11 protein-coding genes are annotated in these 13,385 nt (G+C 71.3%); 3 read left to right on the top strand and 8 right to left on the bottom strand.

Going from position 1 to position 13,385, the window contains the following annotated elements; translation table 11 throughout:
- Positions 1 to 448: 448 nt before the first annotated feature.
- From katG to ACU6RU_RS10880, 3 genes are read right to left on the bottom strand one after another with little or no spacing between them, the layout of a single operon-like run.
- Positions 449 to 2,794 (bottom strand): catalase/peroxidase HPI, encoded by a 2,346-nt coding sequence (gene katG / locus ACU6RU_RS10870; protein ID WP_446726533.1) that lies wholly within the window; start codon positions 2,792 to 2,794, stop codon positions 449 to 451.
- A gap of 39 nt (positions 2,795 to 2,833) precedes the next feature.
- Positions 2,834 to 3,271 (bottom strand): Fur family transcriptional regulator, encoded by a 438-nt coding sequence (locus tag ACU6RU_RS10875; RefSeq protein WP_289330007.1) that lies wholly within the window; start codon positions 3,269 to 3,271, stop codon positions 2,834 to 2,836.
- Positions 3,272 to 3,326: 55 nt separating this feature from the next.
- Positions 3,327 to 4,322 carry a stage II sporulation protein M gene (locus ACU6RU_RS10880; RefSeq protein ID WP_446726534.1) on the bottom strand — a complete coding sequence of 332 codons (996 nt, stop codon included), beginning with the start codon at positions 4,320 to 4,322 and terminating at the stop codon, positions 3,327 to 3,329.
- A gap of 16 nt (positions 4,323 to 4,338) precedes the next feature.
- Here ACU6RU_RS10880 and ACU6RU_RS10885 point away from each other — a divergent pair, with 16 nt between their 5' ends.
- The gene (locus ACU6RU_RS10885; protein ID WP_120264719.1) at positions 4,339 to 5,181 is read left to right on the top strand and encodes an RDD family protein; all 843 of its coding nucleotides are present in this window, start codon (positions 4,339 to 4,341) and stop codon (positions 5,179 to 5,181) included.
- Here the strand turns inward: ACU6RU_RS10885 and ACU6RU_RS10890 are convergent.
- Positions 5,171 to 5,377, bottom strand: a complete 207-nt coding sequence (locus ACU6RU_RS10890) for a DUF3499 family protein (protein ID WP_120264718.1) — start codon at positions 5,375 to 5,377, stop codon at positions 5,171 to 5,173. The genes ACU6RU_RS10885 and ACU6RU_RS10890 overlap by 11 nt on opposite strands.
- An 80-nt stretch (positions 5,378 to 5,457) precedes the next feature.
- On the opposite strand from ACU6RU_RS10890, the gene ACU6RU_RS10895 reads away from it, so the two are divergent.
- Positions 5,458 to 5,898: a metallopeptidase family protein gene (locus tag ACU6RU_RS10895; RefSeq protein WP_120264717.1), complete on the top strand. Its 441-nt coding sequence runs from the start codon at positions 5,458 to 5,460 to the stop codon at positions 5,896 to 5,898.
- 6 nt (positions 5,899 to 5,904) lie between these two features.
- On the opposite strand, the gene ACU6RU_RS10900 is transcribed toward ACU6RU_RS10895, so the two are convergent.
- The 4 genes from ACU6RU_RS10900 to manA all read right to left on the bottom strand — a co-directional run bounded on the left by ACU6RU_RS10900 (position 5,905) and on the right by manA (position 11,856).
- On the bottom strand, positions 5,905 to 7,296 hold the full coding sequence (locus ACU6RU_RS10900) for a DUF5719 family protein (RefSeq protein ID WP_120264716.1): 1,392 nt from the start codon (positions 7,294 to 7,296) through the stop codon (positions 5,905 to 5,907).
- Positions 7,293 to 10,130: a glycosyltransferase family 2 protein gene (locus tag ACU6RU_RS10905; protein ID WP_446726535.1), complete on the bottom strand. Its 2,838-nt coding sequence runs from the start codon at positions 10,128 to 10,130 to the stop codon at positions 7,293 to 7,295. The genes ACU6RU_RS10900 and ACU6RU_RS10905 overlap by 4 nt, the downstream gene beginning before the upstream one ends.
- A gap of 90 nt (positions 10,131 to 10,220) precedes the next feature.
- Positions 10,221 to 10,541 (bottom strand): WhiB family transcriptional regulator, encoded by a 321-nt coding sequence (locus tag ACU6RU_RS10910; protein WP_023955405.1) that lies wholly within the window; start codon positions 10,539 to 10,541, stop codon positions 10,221 to 10,223.
- A 145-nt stretch (positions 10,542 to 10,686) separates the two neighbouring features.
- On the bottom strand, positions 10,687 to 11,856 hold the full coding sequence (gene manA / locus ACU6RU_RS10915) for a mannose-6-phosphate isomerase, class I (RefSeq protein ID WP_120264714.1): 1,170 nt from the start codon (positions 11,854 to 11,856) through the stop codon (positions 10,687 to 10,689).
- 71 nt (positions 11,857 to 11,927) lie between these two features.
- On the opposite strand from manA, the gene ACU6RU_RS10920 reads away from it, so the two are divergent.
- Entirely contained in the window at positions 11,928 to 13,352 is a 1,425-nt protein-coding gene (locus tag ACU6RU_RS10920; RefSeq protein ID WP_446726536.1) for an O-antigen ligase family protein, read from the top strand.
- Positions 13,353 to 13,385: the final 33 nt, after the last annotated feature.

Consider the following 13,385-nt stretch of genomic DNA (forward strand, 5'->3'; position numbering starts at 1 on the left):
CGGTGCTGGGCTCTGAGCGCGGCCGCTCAACCGCGGAGAGAGGGCCGCAACTGTCAACCCGCCTCGCAGCCTCCCGCTCGCTTGGCAGCTCGCGCCCACACCCAGCGCGCGATCGGGCACCATCTGCCAACCCAAGCCAGCGTCTCCCCCTCACCTGGCAGCTCGCGCCCCCTCGGGCTCAGAGAAGCGGCGCCAACTGCCAACCCAAGAGCCTGTGGCAGCGCGCCCCAACCTCCGGCGAGCAGGCACGCCGGCTACGCAGCCACCCCGCACCACCAGCATCCCGCTCGCTTGGCAGCTCGCGCCCACCCCCAGCGCGCGATCGGGCACCATCTGCCAACCCAGGCCTGCGTCTCCCCCTCACCCAGCCACCCCGCCCCACACAAAGCCCAGACGACGAAGGCCCGCCCCGGAGAATCGGGGCGGGCCTTCGAGAGGATGCCGCGGATCAGCGCAGGTCGAACCGGTCGAGCTCGGTGACCTTGGTCCACGCGGCGACGAAGTCGCGCACGAACTTCTCGCTCGCGTCATCCGAGGCGTACACCTCGGCGATGGCGCGGAGCTCGGAGTTCGAGCTGAACAGCAGGTCGACGCGCGTGCCGATGCCGATCTCCGACCCGTCGGCGTTCACACCGCGGAAGGCGTGCGACCCCGGGTCGAGCGGCTTCCACGTGGCGCCCAGGTCGAGCAGCTTGACGAACACGTCGTTCGTGAGCACCCCCGGACGCTCGGTGAACACGCCGAACGACGATCCGTCGTAGTTCGTTCCCAGGGCACGGAGGCCACCGACGAGCACCGTCATTTCGGGCGCGCTCAGCGTCAGCAGGTTCGCCTTGTCGATGAGGTGGTGCTCGGCCGGCAGCACCGCGTTCGGGCCGTAGTAATTGCGGAAGCCGTCGGCGACCGGCTCGAGGTGGCTGAACGACAGCTCGTCGGTCTGCTCGGCAGTTGCGTCGGTACGTCCCGGACGGAAGGGAACCGTCACGTCGACACCACCGTCACGCGCGGCCTTCTCGACGCCGGCGTTGCCCGCCAGCACCAGGAGGTCGGCCAGCGAGACCTTCTTACCGTCGGTGCGGCCGCCGTTGAACGATGCCTGCACGCTCTCGAGCACACCCAGCACCCGCTGCAGCTGGGCCGGGTTGTTGGCCTCCCAGTCCTTCTGCGGGGCGAGACGGATGCGGGCGCCGTTGACGCCGCCGCGCTTGTCACTGCCTCGGAAGGTCGAGGCTGCTGCCCACGTCGTGGAGACGAGCTCGCTCACGGTCAGGTCGGTCGCGAGGATGCGGGCCTTCAGGTCGGCGGCATCCGCGTCATCGATCAGCTCGTGGTCGACGGCGGGAAGCGGGTCCTGCCAGATGAGCTCCTCCTGCGGCACCTCGGGACCGAGGTAGCGCGCGATGGGGCCCATGTCACGGTGCGTGAGCTTGAACCAGGCGCGGGCGAACGCGTCGCCGAAGGCCACCGGGTCGTCCTTGAAGCGGCGCGAGACCTCGTCGTAGGCAGGATCCATTCGCAGCGCGAGGTCGCTCGTGAGCATGCGCGGCTCGCGACGGCCGTTCGAGTGCGCGAGCGGCACCATGTCGGCACCGGCCCCGTTGACGGGACGCCACTGGTGTCCGCCGCCGGGGCTGCGCATGAGCTCCCAGTCGTAGGCGTAGAGGATGTGGAAGAACTCGTTGTCCCAGCGCGTGGGGTGGTAGGTCCAGGTGACCTCGAGTCCCGACGTGATCGTGTCGTCGCCGTGGCCGGTGCCGAAGTTGTTCTTCCAACCGAGGCCCTGCATCTCGACGCCTGCGGCCTCGGGGTTGTCTTCGAGGTTCGAGTCCGGAGCCGCGCCGTGGGTCTTGCCGAAGGTGTGACCACCGGCGATGAGGGCGACGGTCTCCTCGTCGTTCATGCCCATGCGGCCGAACGTCTCGCGAATGTCGCGCGCCGACTTCAGCGGGTCGGGCTCACCGTTCGGGCCTTCGGGGTTGACGTAGATGAGGCCCATCTGCACCGCCGCGAGCGGCTTCTCGAGGTCGCGGTCGCCGGAGTAGCGCTCGTCGGCGAGCCACGTGGTCTCGGGACCCCAGTACACGTCGTCGTCCGGCTCCCAGACGTCGGGACGACCGCCGGCGTAGCCGAAGGTCGAGAAGCCCATCGACTCCAGCGCGACGTTGCCGGCGAGAATCATGAGGTCGGCCCACGAGATCGACTGGCCGTACTTCTTCTTGACGGGCCACAGCAGGCGCCGGGCCTTGTCGAGGTTGACGTTGTCGGGCCAGCTGTTCAGCGGGGCGAAGCGCTGCTGACCGGCCCCGCCGCCGCCGCGGCCGTCGGTGACGCGATACGTGCCCGCCGAGTGCCAGGCCATGCGGATCATAAGCGGGCCGTAGTGGCCGAAGTCGGCCGGCCACCAGTCCTGCGAGGTGGTGAGGACCTCTTCGATGTCCTTCTTCACGGCGGCGAGGTCGAGGGCCTCGAACGCGGCCTTGTAGTCGAAGTCCTCGCCGACGGGATTAGCCACGGCGGGGTTCTTCTTCAGGATGCGCAGGTTGAGCTGGTTCGGCCACCAGACGTGGTTGGCGTTGCCGACCGTCGGGTGGGGCTGTCCGCCGTGCGAGCCGTGGCCGTGCCCCTGTCCCTGCTCGCCGCCGTGGATCACGGGGCAGCCGCCGGCGTCGTTGGAACGCGGCCGGGTCTCACCGTCGCCGCGCTCGTCTTCGGGTGTGTCGATGGGGGTGACCGCCTGGTCGGTGTCGGTCACGTCCTCGCCGATGGGCGCGGACTGCGGGTCGCGATCGCTCATGGGGATCCTTCCGTTGGGGGTTTCGGGAGAGAGAGAAGTTCAGGATGCCGCCGGGGTCGCGGATGAAGCGCATTCCGCGCACCGCCCCCAGTAGGTCACCTCGGCCGAGGCGACCTCGAAGCCGTGGTCGTCGGACGGGTGCAGGCACGGCGTGTGCCCGACGGCGCAGTCGACGTCTTCCACTCGGCCGCATGCGGTGCAGACGAGATGGTGGTGGTTGTCGCCGACGCGGAGTTCGAACAGCATCGAGCGGCCGGCGGGCTCGATGCGACGGGCGAGGCCCGCGTCGGCGAAATCGTTGAGGGCGTTGTACACCGACTGCCGGCTGGCCTGCGGCATCCGATCCGCGACGGCCGTGTACACCTCGTCGGCGCTCGCGTGGGGTCGCGCGTGGAGCGCGGCGTAGACGGCGGCGCGAGACTCGGTGACTCGCAGACCGAAGGCGCGGATGGCCTCGGGGGCGGTCGCGATCGTCATGCTGCGATCGTAGCTTTTATTTTTGATTAGATCAAATTAACCCGATGCGACGGGTTCATCCGGCGACCAGGCGCGGCGTCCCCGCTTCATACTCCGTGAGGTCACCCGTCTCGCCTCGTCGCGCGGCGATCCGCCCGAGTCCCAGCATGTAGGCGAGGAAGACGCCGAGTGCGAGGGCGCCGATCCCGATCTTGAGCGGCCAGGGCCACGGCTGACGGGTGACGAAACCCTCGACGAGTCCGGAGAGCGCGAGCGCCAGGATCAGCCCGATCGCGACCGTCGCGAGCGAGCGTCCCGCCGCGGCGAGCGCCTCGCCGCGGCTCCGCCGCCCCGGTGCGACCCACGCCCAGAAGATGTGGAGACCCGTCGCACCTGCGACGAAGATGCACGTCAGCTCGAGCAGCCCGTGCGGGGCGATGTGCAGCAGGAACACGTCTCCCCGGTCGAACGCGATGAGGATCGCCGCCGCCTGACCGATGCTCACCGCGTTCTGCATGAGCACCATCACGGGCCACAGCCCGGTGATCCCGAACAGCACGCACTGCGCGGCGATCCAGGCGTTGTTCGTCCACACGGTGCCGGCGAACACCGCCGCGGGGTTGTCGCTGTAGTAGGCGGTGAAGTCGTTCTCGGCGTACTGCTGGAGCTGGGCCTGCGACCCCAGGGCGGCCACCGCGGCGGGATCGCCCGAGACCCAGAACGCCACGAGCGAGCTGATGGCGATGAACGCCACCGCGACCGCGAGCGTCGTCCAGCGCACGCGATAGAGCGCGGCCGGCAGCTGCTGCACGAAGAAGCGCGGCAGCAGTCGCAAGACGTTCTCGGGCGCGCCGGTGAGGCGCAGCCGGGCGCGCGAGAGGATCATCGACAGCCGGTCTCCCTCGACGCTGCGGCCGGCGGAGGTCTTGATGTCGGCGAGGTCGGCGGACGCGGCACGATAGCGCGTGACCAGCTCGTCGACCTCGGCGCTCGACAGCCGGCGGGCACGCCCGAGCGCGTCGAGCCGATCCCACTCGGCGCGACGCGCGGCGACCAGGGCGTCGAGGTCCATTTGCTTAACTGTACCCATGACCACGCCCGCTCCCCCGGCGCAGATCCGTCAGGACGAGATCCTCACCGGTGAGGCGGTCGCGCTCGACGTCCAGCCCCTGGGCTTCTTCCTCCGCGCGCTCGGCGTGCTCATCGACGTCCTCTGCGGCATCGTGCTGCTGTTGTTGTTCTCCTTCGTCGGAGGCCTCCTCGTCGGCGGCTTCGGCCTCGAGAACCTGTCGGGGATCCTGGTCATCTCAGCCCTCGTCCTCGTGCTGGTCGTCATCCCGACGGCGATCGAGACCCTCACCCACGGGCGCAGTCTCGGCAAGCTCGCGGTCGGCGGCCGCATCGTGCGCACCGACGGCGGCGCCACCGGGTTCCGGCAGGCATTCATCCGCGCCCTCGTCGGAGTACTGGAGATCTGGTTCACATTCGGAGCACTCGCCGGGGTGGTCGCCGCGTTCACGCCGCGCTCGACCCGATTGGGCGACATGGTCGCGGGGACCTATTGCGAGCGCACGCGCGCTCCGCGCCTGCCGCATCCTGCCGGCCCGATTCCCGCCGAGCTGCGGGAATGGGCCGAGGTCGCCGATGTCGCGAGGCTGCCCGATCGCGTCGCGCGGCGGGCAACGCAGTTCGCCCGCTCGGCCGAGGGAATGGAGCCCGGGGCTCGACAGCGCTCTGCGACGATGATCGCCGCCGAGGTCGCACCGTTCGTCTCGCCTCTGCCGCAGACCGACCCCGAATCCCTCGTCCGGGCCGTCGTCGCAGCTCGCCGGGATCGGGAGTATGCCGCGATCACCCGGATCGATGACCGGGCGCGCGCGCTCGTCGGGGCAGCCACCGAGACTCCGCGCGGGTTCCCCGTCAGATCTTGAGCGTCTCGTGACGAATGACGACCCATCCCTTGGGCACGGAGAGTCGTTCGGTGTGGATGGCGCACAGGTCGTGCGCGTGCGGGTCGGTGCCGCCTCCCAGCGGGCCGAGAGCGGCCATCTGATCGCCGTAGTCGAAGGTCAGGGTCGTCACAGCCTCGCGGGCGCAGCCCACCTTCGAACACAGTCTCTCGCGCATCCCGTCCACCGTAACGCCGCAGACGCGGCACGATCGGATGCCGCGCCGGGCCGGCGTCCGGGGCCGCATAGGATGGCCTCATGATCCGGCGTCGTTCCCGAGCCGTGCCGCCTCGGCGGAACCGGCCGTCGCGCCACGGGCGACACGGCCGCGATGATCGCAGCCCGGTCGTTCGCCCCCCGCTCCCGCCCCTCGAGACGCGCTCCGAGCGGTTCGATCTCTCGGTCGGGACAGCCGCGGAGTTTCTGCGGAGCGCGTGGCCCGAGCTACGCGAGGTGCGATTCGAAGTCGCCGGCATGCCGGCGGCAAGCGACGAGGACGGCATCCCGCGCTGGCAGGTCTTCGCGAACGAGAAGCGCATCGTTCTCTATCGCCTGCCCATCGAGCGCCTGAACCGGCTGCACCGCAACGACGATCTGCACCGCCGGATGATGGTCGAGAGTTGCGTCTTCCGTGCGGCGGCCGAATACCTCGACCGCGATCCCTGGGACCTCGGACCCGACCGGTTCCGCTTCCTCTGACCCGGGTCAGGGATACACGGTGAGCTCGGCCGCTGCTGCGGCCGACCCCGTCACGGGATACGTCCCGAGCTGTCCGGCTGCCGAGAAGCCGACGGAGCCGCGGATGCCGCCGGTGCCGGGGTCGAGTCGGTAGACGGTCCCCGCCGCGACGTCGATCGTGCCGGACTGCCCTGCTGCCAGCTGCACTGTCTGCGGCGTTCCGCCGGCGATGGGGGTCAGCGTCGCGACGGTGTCCTGATCGGCCGTCAGGGTGAGCGACGGCGCGGGACCGGATGCGACGGCGACGAGGGTCGGAGCGTCGACGAGCGGCGCGGCGACCGCCCAGGCGAAATCAGCCGGCGCGGCCTGGTCGGTCGAGGTCCACGCTGCGGCTACAAGAGGATCGGATGCGGTCGCGGTGACGGTGTAGTCGCCGACGGGCATCCCCGTCACCTCGAGCTCGACCGGTCGCCCGGCGGTCACGGCGATCGCGTCCTGTTGCGACACCACGCTCCCGTCGGCGACGGAGCGGACGGTCACGTTCGCGGAGGTGTCGGCCGCAGTCGCCATGAGCCGCACCGACAGTCCGCCCGCCGAGGCGACGGAATCGGGGGCGACGGTGACGTTCACGGCCGGAATGGTCTGCTGCGTCGCCGGCAGGGCACTCGCCCCCACCTGGTCGACGCCACCGGCGATGAGCGTGCGTGTCAGTGCCGACTGCAGGGATGCCCGCACCGGGGCTCCCTGCGCCGTGACCTGCACGACGGGACTCTGCTCGCCGCGGCGAAGCGCCGCGAGGGGAATGGCGCGCTGCGAGCGAGCGGCCACGACGATGTCGCGCCCCGCGACGGGGTCCTGGGCTCCGTCAGCACCGAACACCCTCAGATCGACGGTCGCCGCGACATCACCCGGGTTCGTCAGGAGCACGAGGTCGCTCGCCCCCGTGGCGGCCGATCCGCCGACCAGCCACGACTCCATCGCGGGGCGCGTGCACGCCGAAACCGCCAGGCCGCGCAGATCGGGGTCATCGAGCGATGCAGACGACGCCGCGCCGAGATCGGTCGGCACGCCGTCCGTCGGCTCTGCCGAGAAGGCTTCGGGTGACGCTCCGTCGCCGGTTCGATCGGGGGTCGCGAGCGTGTACTCCGTCGACTCTGCGCCGTCCGTCGCCGAGACGACGCTCGATGGCGCCGCGGCGGTGATCGCGCCGGCCGCCGTCGCGTCGCGGCCGAGAGCGAGGAGCGGGCCGTCGCACGCGGCGATCGAACGCGCCGCCTCGGGAACGACATCGAGCGACATGGGCTCGCGTGCGAAGGTCGGCCAGGGGGCCGCTGCGGCGGCGATGACGCCGCCTCCGACGACGACGGCGGCCACCGCGCCCACGGCGAGACGGGTCACGAGTGCGGTTCGCGAGTTCATCGGTCCCTCCTGCGGAGCGCTCGTATCCCCACGAGGCGTGGTGCCGCCCGCGAAGCCGACCGGCTGCCGCGTGTGGGCAGGGCGAGGAGCAGGGCCACCGCGAACACCACCGCGATGCCGCTCCACAGCACCGACGTCACGGCGCGCGCCGTCGTCGGAGCTTCGGCGCGGGGAGCGACGTCTCCCGACAGGCGCCACAGCTCACCCTTGTCGGTCGATCCGACGGCGTCGAGGCCGTCACGACTGCCCAGCGCGGTCGCTGCGGCGAGCCGTGTGCTGCGAGCGGTCGCGGCTTCATCCTCGGACGAGGCGAGCAGGATGAACGCGACGCCGTGGTCACGCAGCTGCGCGACGACGTCGTTCGCGGTGTCGGCGACCAGGTCGGCGGCGATCTGCGCCGCCTCCCGATCGGCATCCGTGAGTTCGGTGCGTGCGGTGACGAGCGTCGACTGGCCGCCGAGGGTCGCGCTGCCACCCCACACCACGTCCACCGCGACACCGTCGTCGGTCGGGGTGAGCACGATCGTGCCGAGCCCGGGCGAGTTCGCGCCCTCGGCCGCGACGAAGGCGGGGAGGGTGCTCGTCTCGCCGCGACCGACCAGCGACGCATCCCGCGCCTGAGCGGTGAGCATGGGGACCGCGGCGATGACGAGCCCGGCGACCGCGGTCGCCGCGGCGACCGCGCGGACCACGCGAGTCGGCACGACGCTGTCGAGCGTGAGAAGCGCTCCCCCGGCGACACCGACCCAGGCGAGGCTGAGAGCCGCACCGGGCCAGAGAGCGATGGCGGTCGTGCCGTCGATGGCCACCGCCAGCCCCGCGGCCGCGAAGGCCGTCGCCGTCCCGAGGCCCGCGATGGCGAGCAGGACGATGCCGACGAAGCGTCGCGCCGAGACGGCGGCGGCCAGCGCGAGGGCGAGCAGCGGCGCGGTGAAGAGGATCAGCCACCACACCGGGCCGCTGGCACCGGTGAAGGCCGCCCAGCCGGCGTCGGCCGGGAAGCCCGCCGCGAGGAGGAACCTCCCCAGGACGTCATCCGCGAACCGGGGCCCGCTCCACGGAATGCCCGGATCGGCCAGGAGCGACCACGGATCTCCCGCACGGAGTCGCGCGAAGACGAGCGGCGCCGACAGCGCCGCGGACGGGACGATGATCCAGAGCCACCGGAAGGCCGCCCGCCGGCCCCGCAGCACCATCGACAGCACCACGGCGAAGAGCCAGATGACCACGACGGGTGCGGAGAGCATGGGCGAGCACGCCAGCACGGCGGCGAGCAGGATGGATGCCGTTCCGGCGTTGCCCCACGACCGATGCGCAGCCGCGGCTGTGAAAGCCAGCCAAGGCAGCACGAGGTGGGCGATGACGGATGCCGGGCGCCCGTCCCCCAGCGCCACGAGAAACATCGGTGCGAGGGCCCAGACCACCGCGCCGACGATGCGCAGGACCGGACGTTCGGTGATGCGGGTCGCGGCGAACCATCCGCCGAGCACCGCGAGCGGGAGCGCCAGGAGCCACAGCACCACGAGCGCGCGCGACGGGTCGGTCGGCGAGAACGACGCGAGCACGGCCAGCACGGCGCTGAACGGGTCGGCGGGCCCGACGACATCCCAGCCGAGCGGGCGCTGCGCTCCGGTGGCTTCGGACCACGCGCGGGCCGCGTTGGCGGCGAGGGGCGCGAGCGCTCCGCCGCCGATCGAGGGCCAGCTCAGCGCGGCGGGCATCGCTGCGATCGAGACGGCGAGCGCGGCGAGCACGGCCCAGGCACCGCCTCCCGAGAAGAAGCCGAGCTCGGTGCGGCGGGGACCGTCGCCGGCAGGCTGGTCTTCGATGAGCCGCTGCCGCATGACGCGGGAGCTCACGCGCAGGGGCGCCAGCTGCGACCAGGATGCGCGACGGTGGCGCGCGATGCGACGTCGGGCGCGGGCGACCGCCGTCAGCCGCACCGGCACGGTGACCGCTGCCGACCACTCCGGACCGATCCGAGCGGGCCGCTTGCCGACGAGGTGGAGGATGCTGCGCCACAGCGCCAACGGCAGCAGGGTGAGCCAGTGGATGGCGACCGCGGGCGGCGGGGCGTAGACCAGCCGCCGGTGGAGCTGCGCCACACGCGCGGCGTGTGCGGTTCGTGCCCGGGCGCCGGTCGTCCGCGGCGCAGGCGATCCGGCGACGCCGTCGTGCGCGACGGCGATGCGTGCCCCGGGCGCGAGGACGACGCGTCCGCCCGCCAGCCGCACGCGCACCCCCAGATCGAGCCCCTCGTCAGCGCCGGCGAGTGCTTCGTCGACGCCTTCGAGCTCGCGCCAGGCCGCCGTGTGGACGAGGATGCCGCGCACGTCGCCGCCGAGGACGTCGTCTGCGCCGTCGTGCTGACCCTGGTCGTGCTCACCGTCGGCGAGGCCGACCGCGGCGCCGAACCTCGTCATCGAGCGCCCGAGCGAGACGATGCGGGTGGTGTCGTCCCATTCGACGAGCTTGGGGACGGCGATCGCGACGGACGGTGCCGTCTCGAGGGCCGCGGCGAGACGCTGCAGCGCCTCCGGCTCCGGAGCGACGTCCTGCGCGAGCAGCCAGACGGCGTCACCGTCGATACGGCGCGACGCGAGCCGGAGGGCGGCGGCGAACCCGGTGCGAGACGGCGCCGCGATCACCGCCTCGGCGCCAGACTCCTCGGCGAGAGCACGCAACCGCTCATCGCCCCCGCAGAGCACGATGGTCAGCGCGTCGACGGCGCGCGTCTGATCGCGCAGCGCGGCGAGCGTGCGCGTGAGATGGAAGGCCGCCGGAGCGCGTCCGTCGGGACGCACGACCAGGAGCGCGTGAACACGGGCGGGCATGACGGAGCAAGCCTAGGCGGCGATCCTGAGCGGGCTCGGCAGCGGCGGGGCGGGTCGCCGATCTCGTCGAGAGCCGTCGGCGACGTGGGATCAGACCGCGCGGCGCTTCAGCTTGCGGCGCTCGCGCTCGCTGAGACCGCCCCAGATGCCGAAGCGCTCGTCGTTCTGCAGGGCGTATTCGAGGCACTCTCCGCGCACGTCGCACGACGTGCAGATGCGCTTGGCGTCACGCGTGGAGCCGCCCTTCTCGGGGAAGAAGGCCTCGGGGTCGGTCTGCGCGCACAGTGCGTCGGTCTGCCAGGCGAGAGCGTTGTCGTCGCCGTCGGTGTCGACGCGCCGCACCCCGGGCACGCCCAGGTTGACCGGGTCGACGAACCAGTTGTCGGGAACGCCCGAACGGTATGCCGTCATATCGTGTTCCCTCCTCGCCGGCCGGCACGCGAGCCGCGTGTCTGGGATTAATTACACCCGTGTCATTCCTCCGGGTCAAGTCGCGGATCGTAAACCCTCAAGCGCGTGTTTAAGCTTCGCGGCGACACATCGGCGTGTCGCGCGCTCACGCCACGCCCGGCTGAGCGACGAACGCCTCCCCCGCGCCGCCGATCGCCACCGACGTCGCCGACACGACGGCCGCCGTGCCGGGTACGAGCTCCACGCGGTCTCCGTCTGCCTCGACGACGATGTCTCCGCGCGTCGCGAGCACGATCGCGATGCCGTCGAGCGCGATCTCGGCGACCGCTTCGAACGTCGTCTCGACGCGCACGAGGCGGAAGTCCGACACGCCGACGTCGTAGCCGAACACGCCGGGCGCGACGTCGAGCGGCTCGACGATCGGCGCCGGACCGCTCTCGGTGCTCACGACCTGCAGCAACTCGGGCACGTCGACATGCTTGGGGGTCAGACCGCCGCGGAGCACGTTGTCACTCGCCGCCATCAGCTCGACGCCGAGGCCGTCCTGATAGGCGTGGAGAACGCCGGCCGGAGCGAAGAGCGCTTCTCCTCGCCGCAGCTCGACGAGATTCATGAGGGTCGCCACGACGAGGCCGGCGTCACCGGGGAAGGCGCCCGCGATGTCTCGGAGGACACGGATCTCGGCGGCGAACTCCGAGGCGACCTCATCGCTCGCGGAGCTCTCCAACGCAGCGGCGAGGTCGGTCACGACATCCGATGCCTCGCCCGAGAGCGCCCAGCCGATGACCCGGCGCAGCGCCGCGGGCTCGTCCTCGGCGTCGGTCGGGGAAAGGGCCGCCGAGAGCGCGCCCACACCACTGCCCTCGCCGAGCGAGGCGAGCAGACGCTGCGTATCGGCGATCGGCCGCAGCCCGACCAGCGCACGGAAGGTCTCCGACAGGGCCACGATGATCTCGGGCTTGTGGTTCTCGTCGCGGTACAGCCGGTGCGGGGCATCCCGCGGGATGCCCGCGGCCTCTTCGCGGGCGAATCCGGCCGCCGCCTGATCCCGAGAGGGATGCGCCTGGATGGACAGCGATGTCCCCGCAGCGAGGATCTTCAGCAGATAGGGCAGGGGTGCGATGCCCGCCTCGGAGAGGACGAGGTTCAGGGGACGTCCGGTGCCGTCGTCGACGCGCGACGGGCTTCCCGGGTGGTCCCCGAACCAGATCTCCGCCTCGGGCGTCCCCGAGGGTTCCCGCCCCTGCAGCTCGGCGATGAGCGTCGTGGAGCCCCACGCGTAGTCCCTGGCCATGTTCGAGATCGGAATCAGCACGAGCCCAGCCTAGGACTCGGACGCCGCCCAGCCCCTGTCAAGACGCGACGCCGCGGTAGCCTGTCTGCACCATGGCCGTCCACTCCCGCCACCCCGTCTCGGCACCGCCAACGGCGCCCGCGCGCGAGACGACCGGCCATCTGCTGCTGCGCGCCTGGTGCGTCTTCATCATCGCGGCGTCGATGGCAGGCACGAGTTGGCTGATGGCCTTCGGGTCGACGGGCGCGGCCATCGTCGTCGTCGCCACCGGCGTCGTGTCGGCGATCCTCTGGGTGTCGTTGCGTCCGCGGGTGCAGTGGCGCCGGTTGCCGTGGTTCGCGCTCGCCTATGTCGCGTGGGCGGTGGCCTCGATGCTCTGGTCCTCCTGGCTCGGCGCGACAGAGCTCACGCTGCTGCTGCTGGTGTCCACGACGCTCCAGGCGATGTTCGTCGGAGCGGTGCTGACGTGGCGAGAGATCCTCCGTGCCGTCGCCGCGGCGCTGAAATGGATGCTCGGCCTGTCGATCGTCTTCGAGCTGTGGGTCGCGCTCATCTGGCGCGGCGACATCCTGCCGGGGTTCGTGCGCCCGGACCCCGACTACGCGGGGCATGCGATCACCCTCTGGTCACGCGACAACCTCTTCAACGGGGGCCGACTGCAGGGCATCTTCGGAAACGCCAACCCGCTCGCGTACATCGCGCTCCTGGCGATCATCGTCTTCATCGTGAGGATCGCCTCGGGAGCACCGCGGCGATTCCTGCTCGGGTTGTGGACCGCCCTCGCCCTGTTCCTTTTCTGGCGCGCGGCATCGGCGACCGCGTTCCTGTGCGCCGTCGCGGTGGCGGTCGTCCTCGTCACGATCCTGTTGATGCGCACGGCCCGGCGCCCCGGCGAGCGCACGCGGTTCTACATCATGTACGTGGCCGTCGCCGGCATCGGGGGCGCGGCCGTCTGGCTCACGCGCGACACGGTGTTCGGGCTCCTCGGCCGGTCCTCTGACCTGACGGGCCGGCAGCGGATCTGGGATGCCGTGGGCGAACGCATCGCCGAGCGCCCGGTGATCGGATGGGGCTACTCGACACCGTGGGTGCCCTCCGACCCTGCCTTCGACGGCTGGATCGTCGATCACGGCGTGAGCGTCATGCAGGCGCACAACATGTGGCTCGACGTCGCGCTCCAGCTCGGGTACATCGGCGTCGCGCTGATCGGGCTCGCACTGCTGGCCTTCATCTGGCGTTCGTGGTTCTTCGCGGTCGATCGCCCGCGCTGGGATCTCGTCGCCGATCGTCCCTACAGCGCCCTGACCCTCGTCCCCTCGCTCGTCGCGACGATCCTCCTCGTCCAGGGCCTCGCCGAGTCGGCGCCGCTGTTGAACTGGGGGTGGTTCCTCATCATCCTGTTCGCCTTCAAGATCAAGCAGGCTCCGCTCGTCGGACGCGGGCCGGCCGAGCAGCGTCTCGACGCGGAGCAGGGCGACGGTCTCCCCGACCAGCGGGAGCCTGTCCGCAGCCCCTGAGTGCTCTCAGGGCCCTCCGGCTAATCTGAGAGC

The organism is Microbacterium sp. F1-18 (assembly GCF_052921305.1).

What these genes read in the sequence shown, in the direction of transcription:
- katG (WP_446726533.1), bottom strand. Translation starts at nt 2,794, where the DNA reads ATGAGCGATCGCGACCCGCAGTCCGCGCCCATCGGCGAGGACGTGACC.
- ACU6RU_RS10875 (WP_289330007.1), bottom strand. Translation starts at nt 3,271, where the DNA reads ATGACGATCGCGACCGCCCCCGAGGCCATCCGCGCCTTCGGTCTGCGA.
- ACU6RU_RS10880 (WP_446726534.1), bottom strand. Translation starts at nt 4,322, where the DNA reads ATGGACCTCGACGCCCTGGTCGCCGCGCGTCGCGCCGAGTGGGATCGG.
- ACU6RU_RS10885 (WP_120264719.1), top strand. Translation starts at nt 4,339, where the DNA reads ATGACCACGCCCGCTCCCCCGGCGCAGATCCGTCAGGACGAGATCCTC.
- ACU6RU_RS10890 (WP_120264718.1), bottom strand. Translation starts at nt 5,377, where the DNA reads ATGCGCGAGAGACTGTGTTCGAAGGTGGGCTGCGCCCGCGAGGCTGTG.
- ACU6RU_RS10895 (WP_120264717.1), top strand. Translation starts at nt 5,458, where the DNA reads ATGATCCGGCGTCGTTCCCGAGCCGTGCCGCCTCGGCGGAACCGGCCG.
- ACU6RU_RS10900 (WP_120264716.1), bottom strand. Translation starts at nt 7,296, where the DNA reads ATGAACTCGCGAACCGCACTCGTGACCCGTCTCGCCGTGGGCGCGGTG.
- ACU6RU_RS10905 (WP_446726535.1), bottom strand. Translation starts at nt 10,130, where the DNA reads ATGCCCGCCCGTGTTCACGCGCTCCTGGTCGTGCGTCCCGACGGACGC.
- ACU6RU_RS10910 (WP_023955405.1), bottom strand. Translation starts at nt 10,541, where the DNA reads ATGACGGCATACCGTTCGGGCGTTCCCGACAACTGGTTCGTCGACCCG.
- ACU6RU_RS10920 (WP_446726536.1), top strand. Translation starts at nt 11,928, where the DNA reads ATGGCCGTCCACTCCCGCCACCCCGTCTCGGCACCGCCAACGGCGCCC.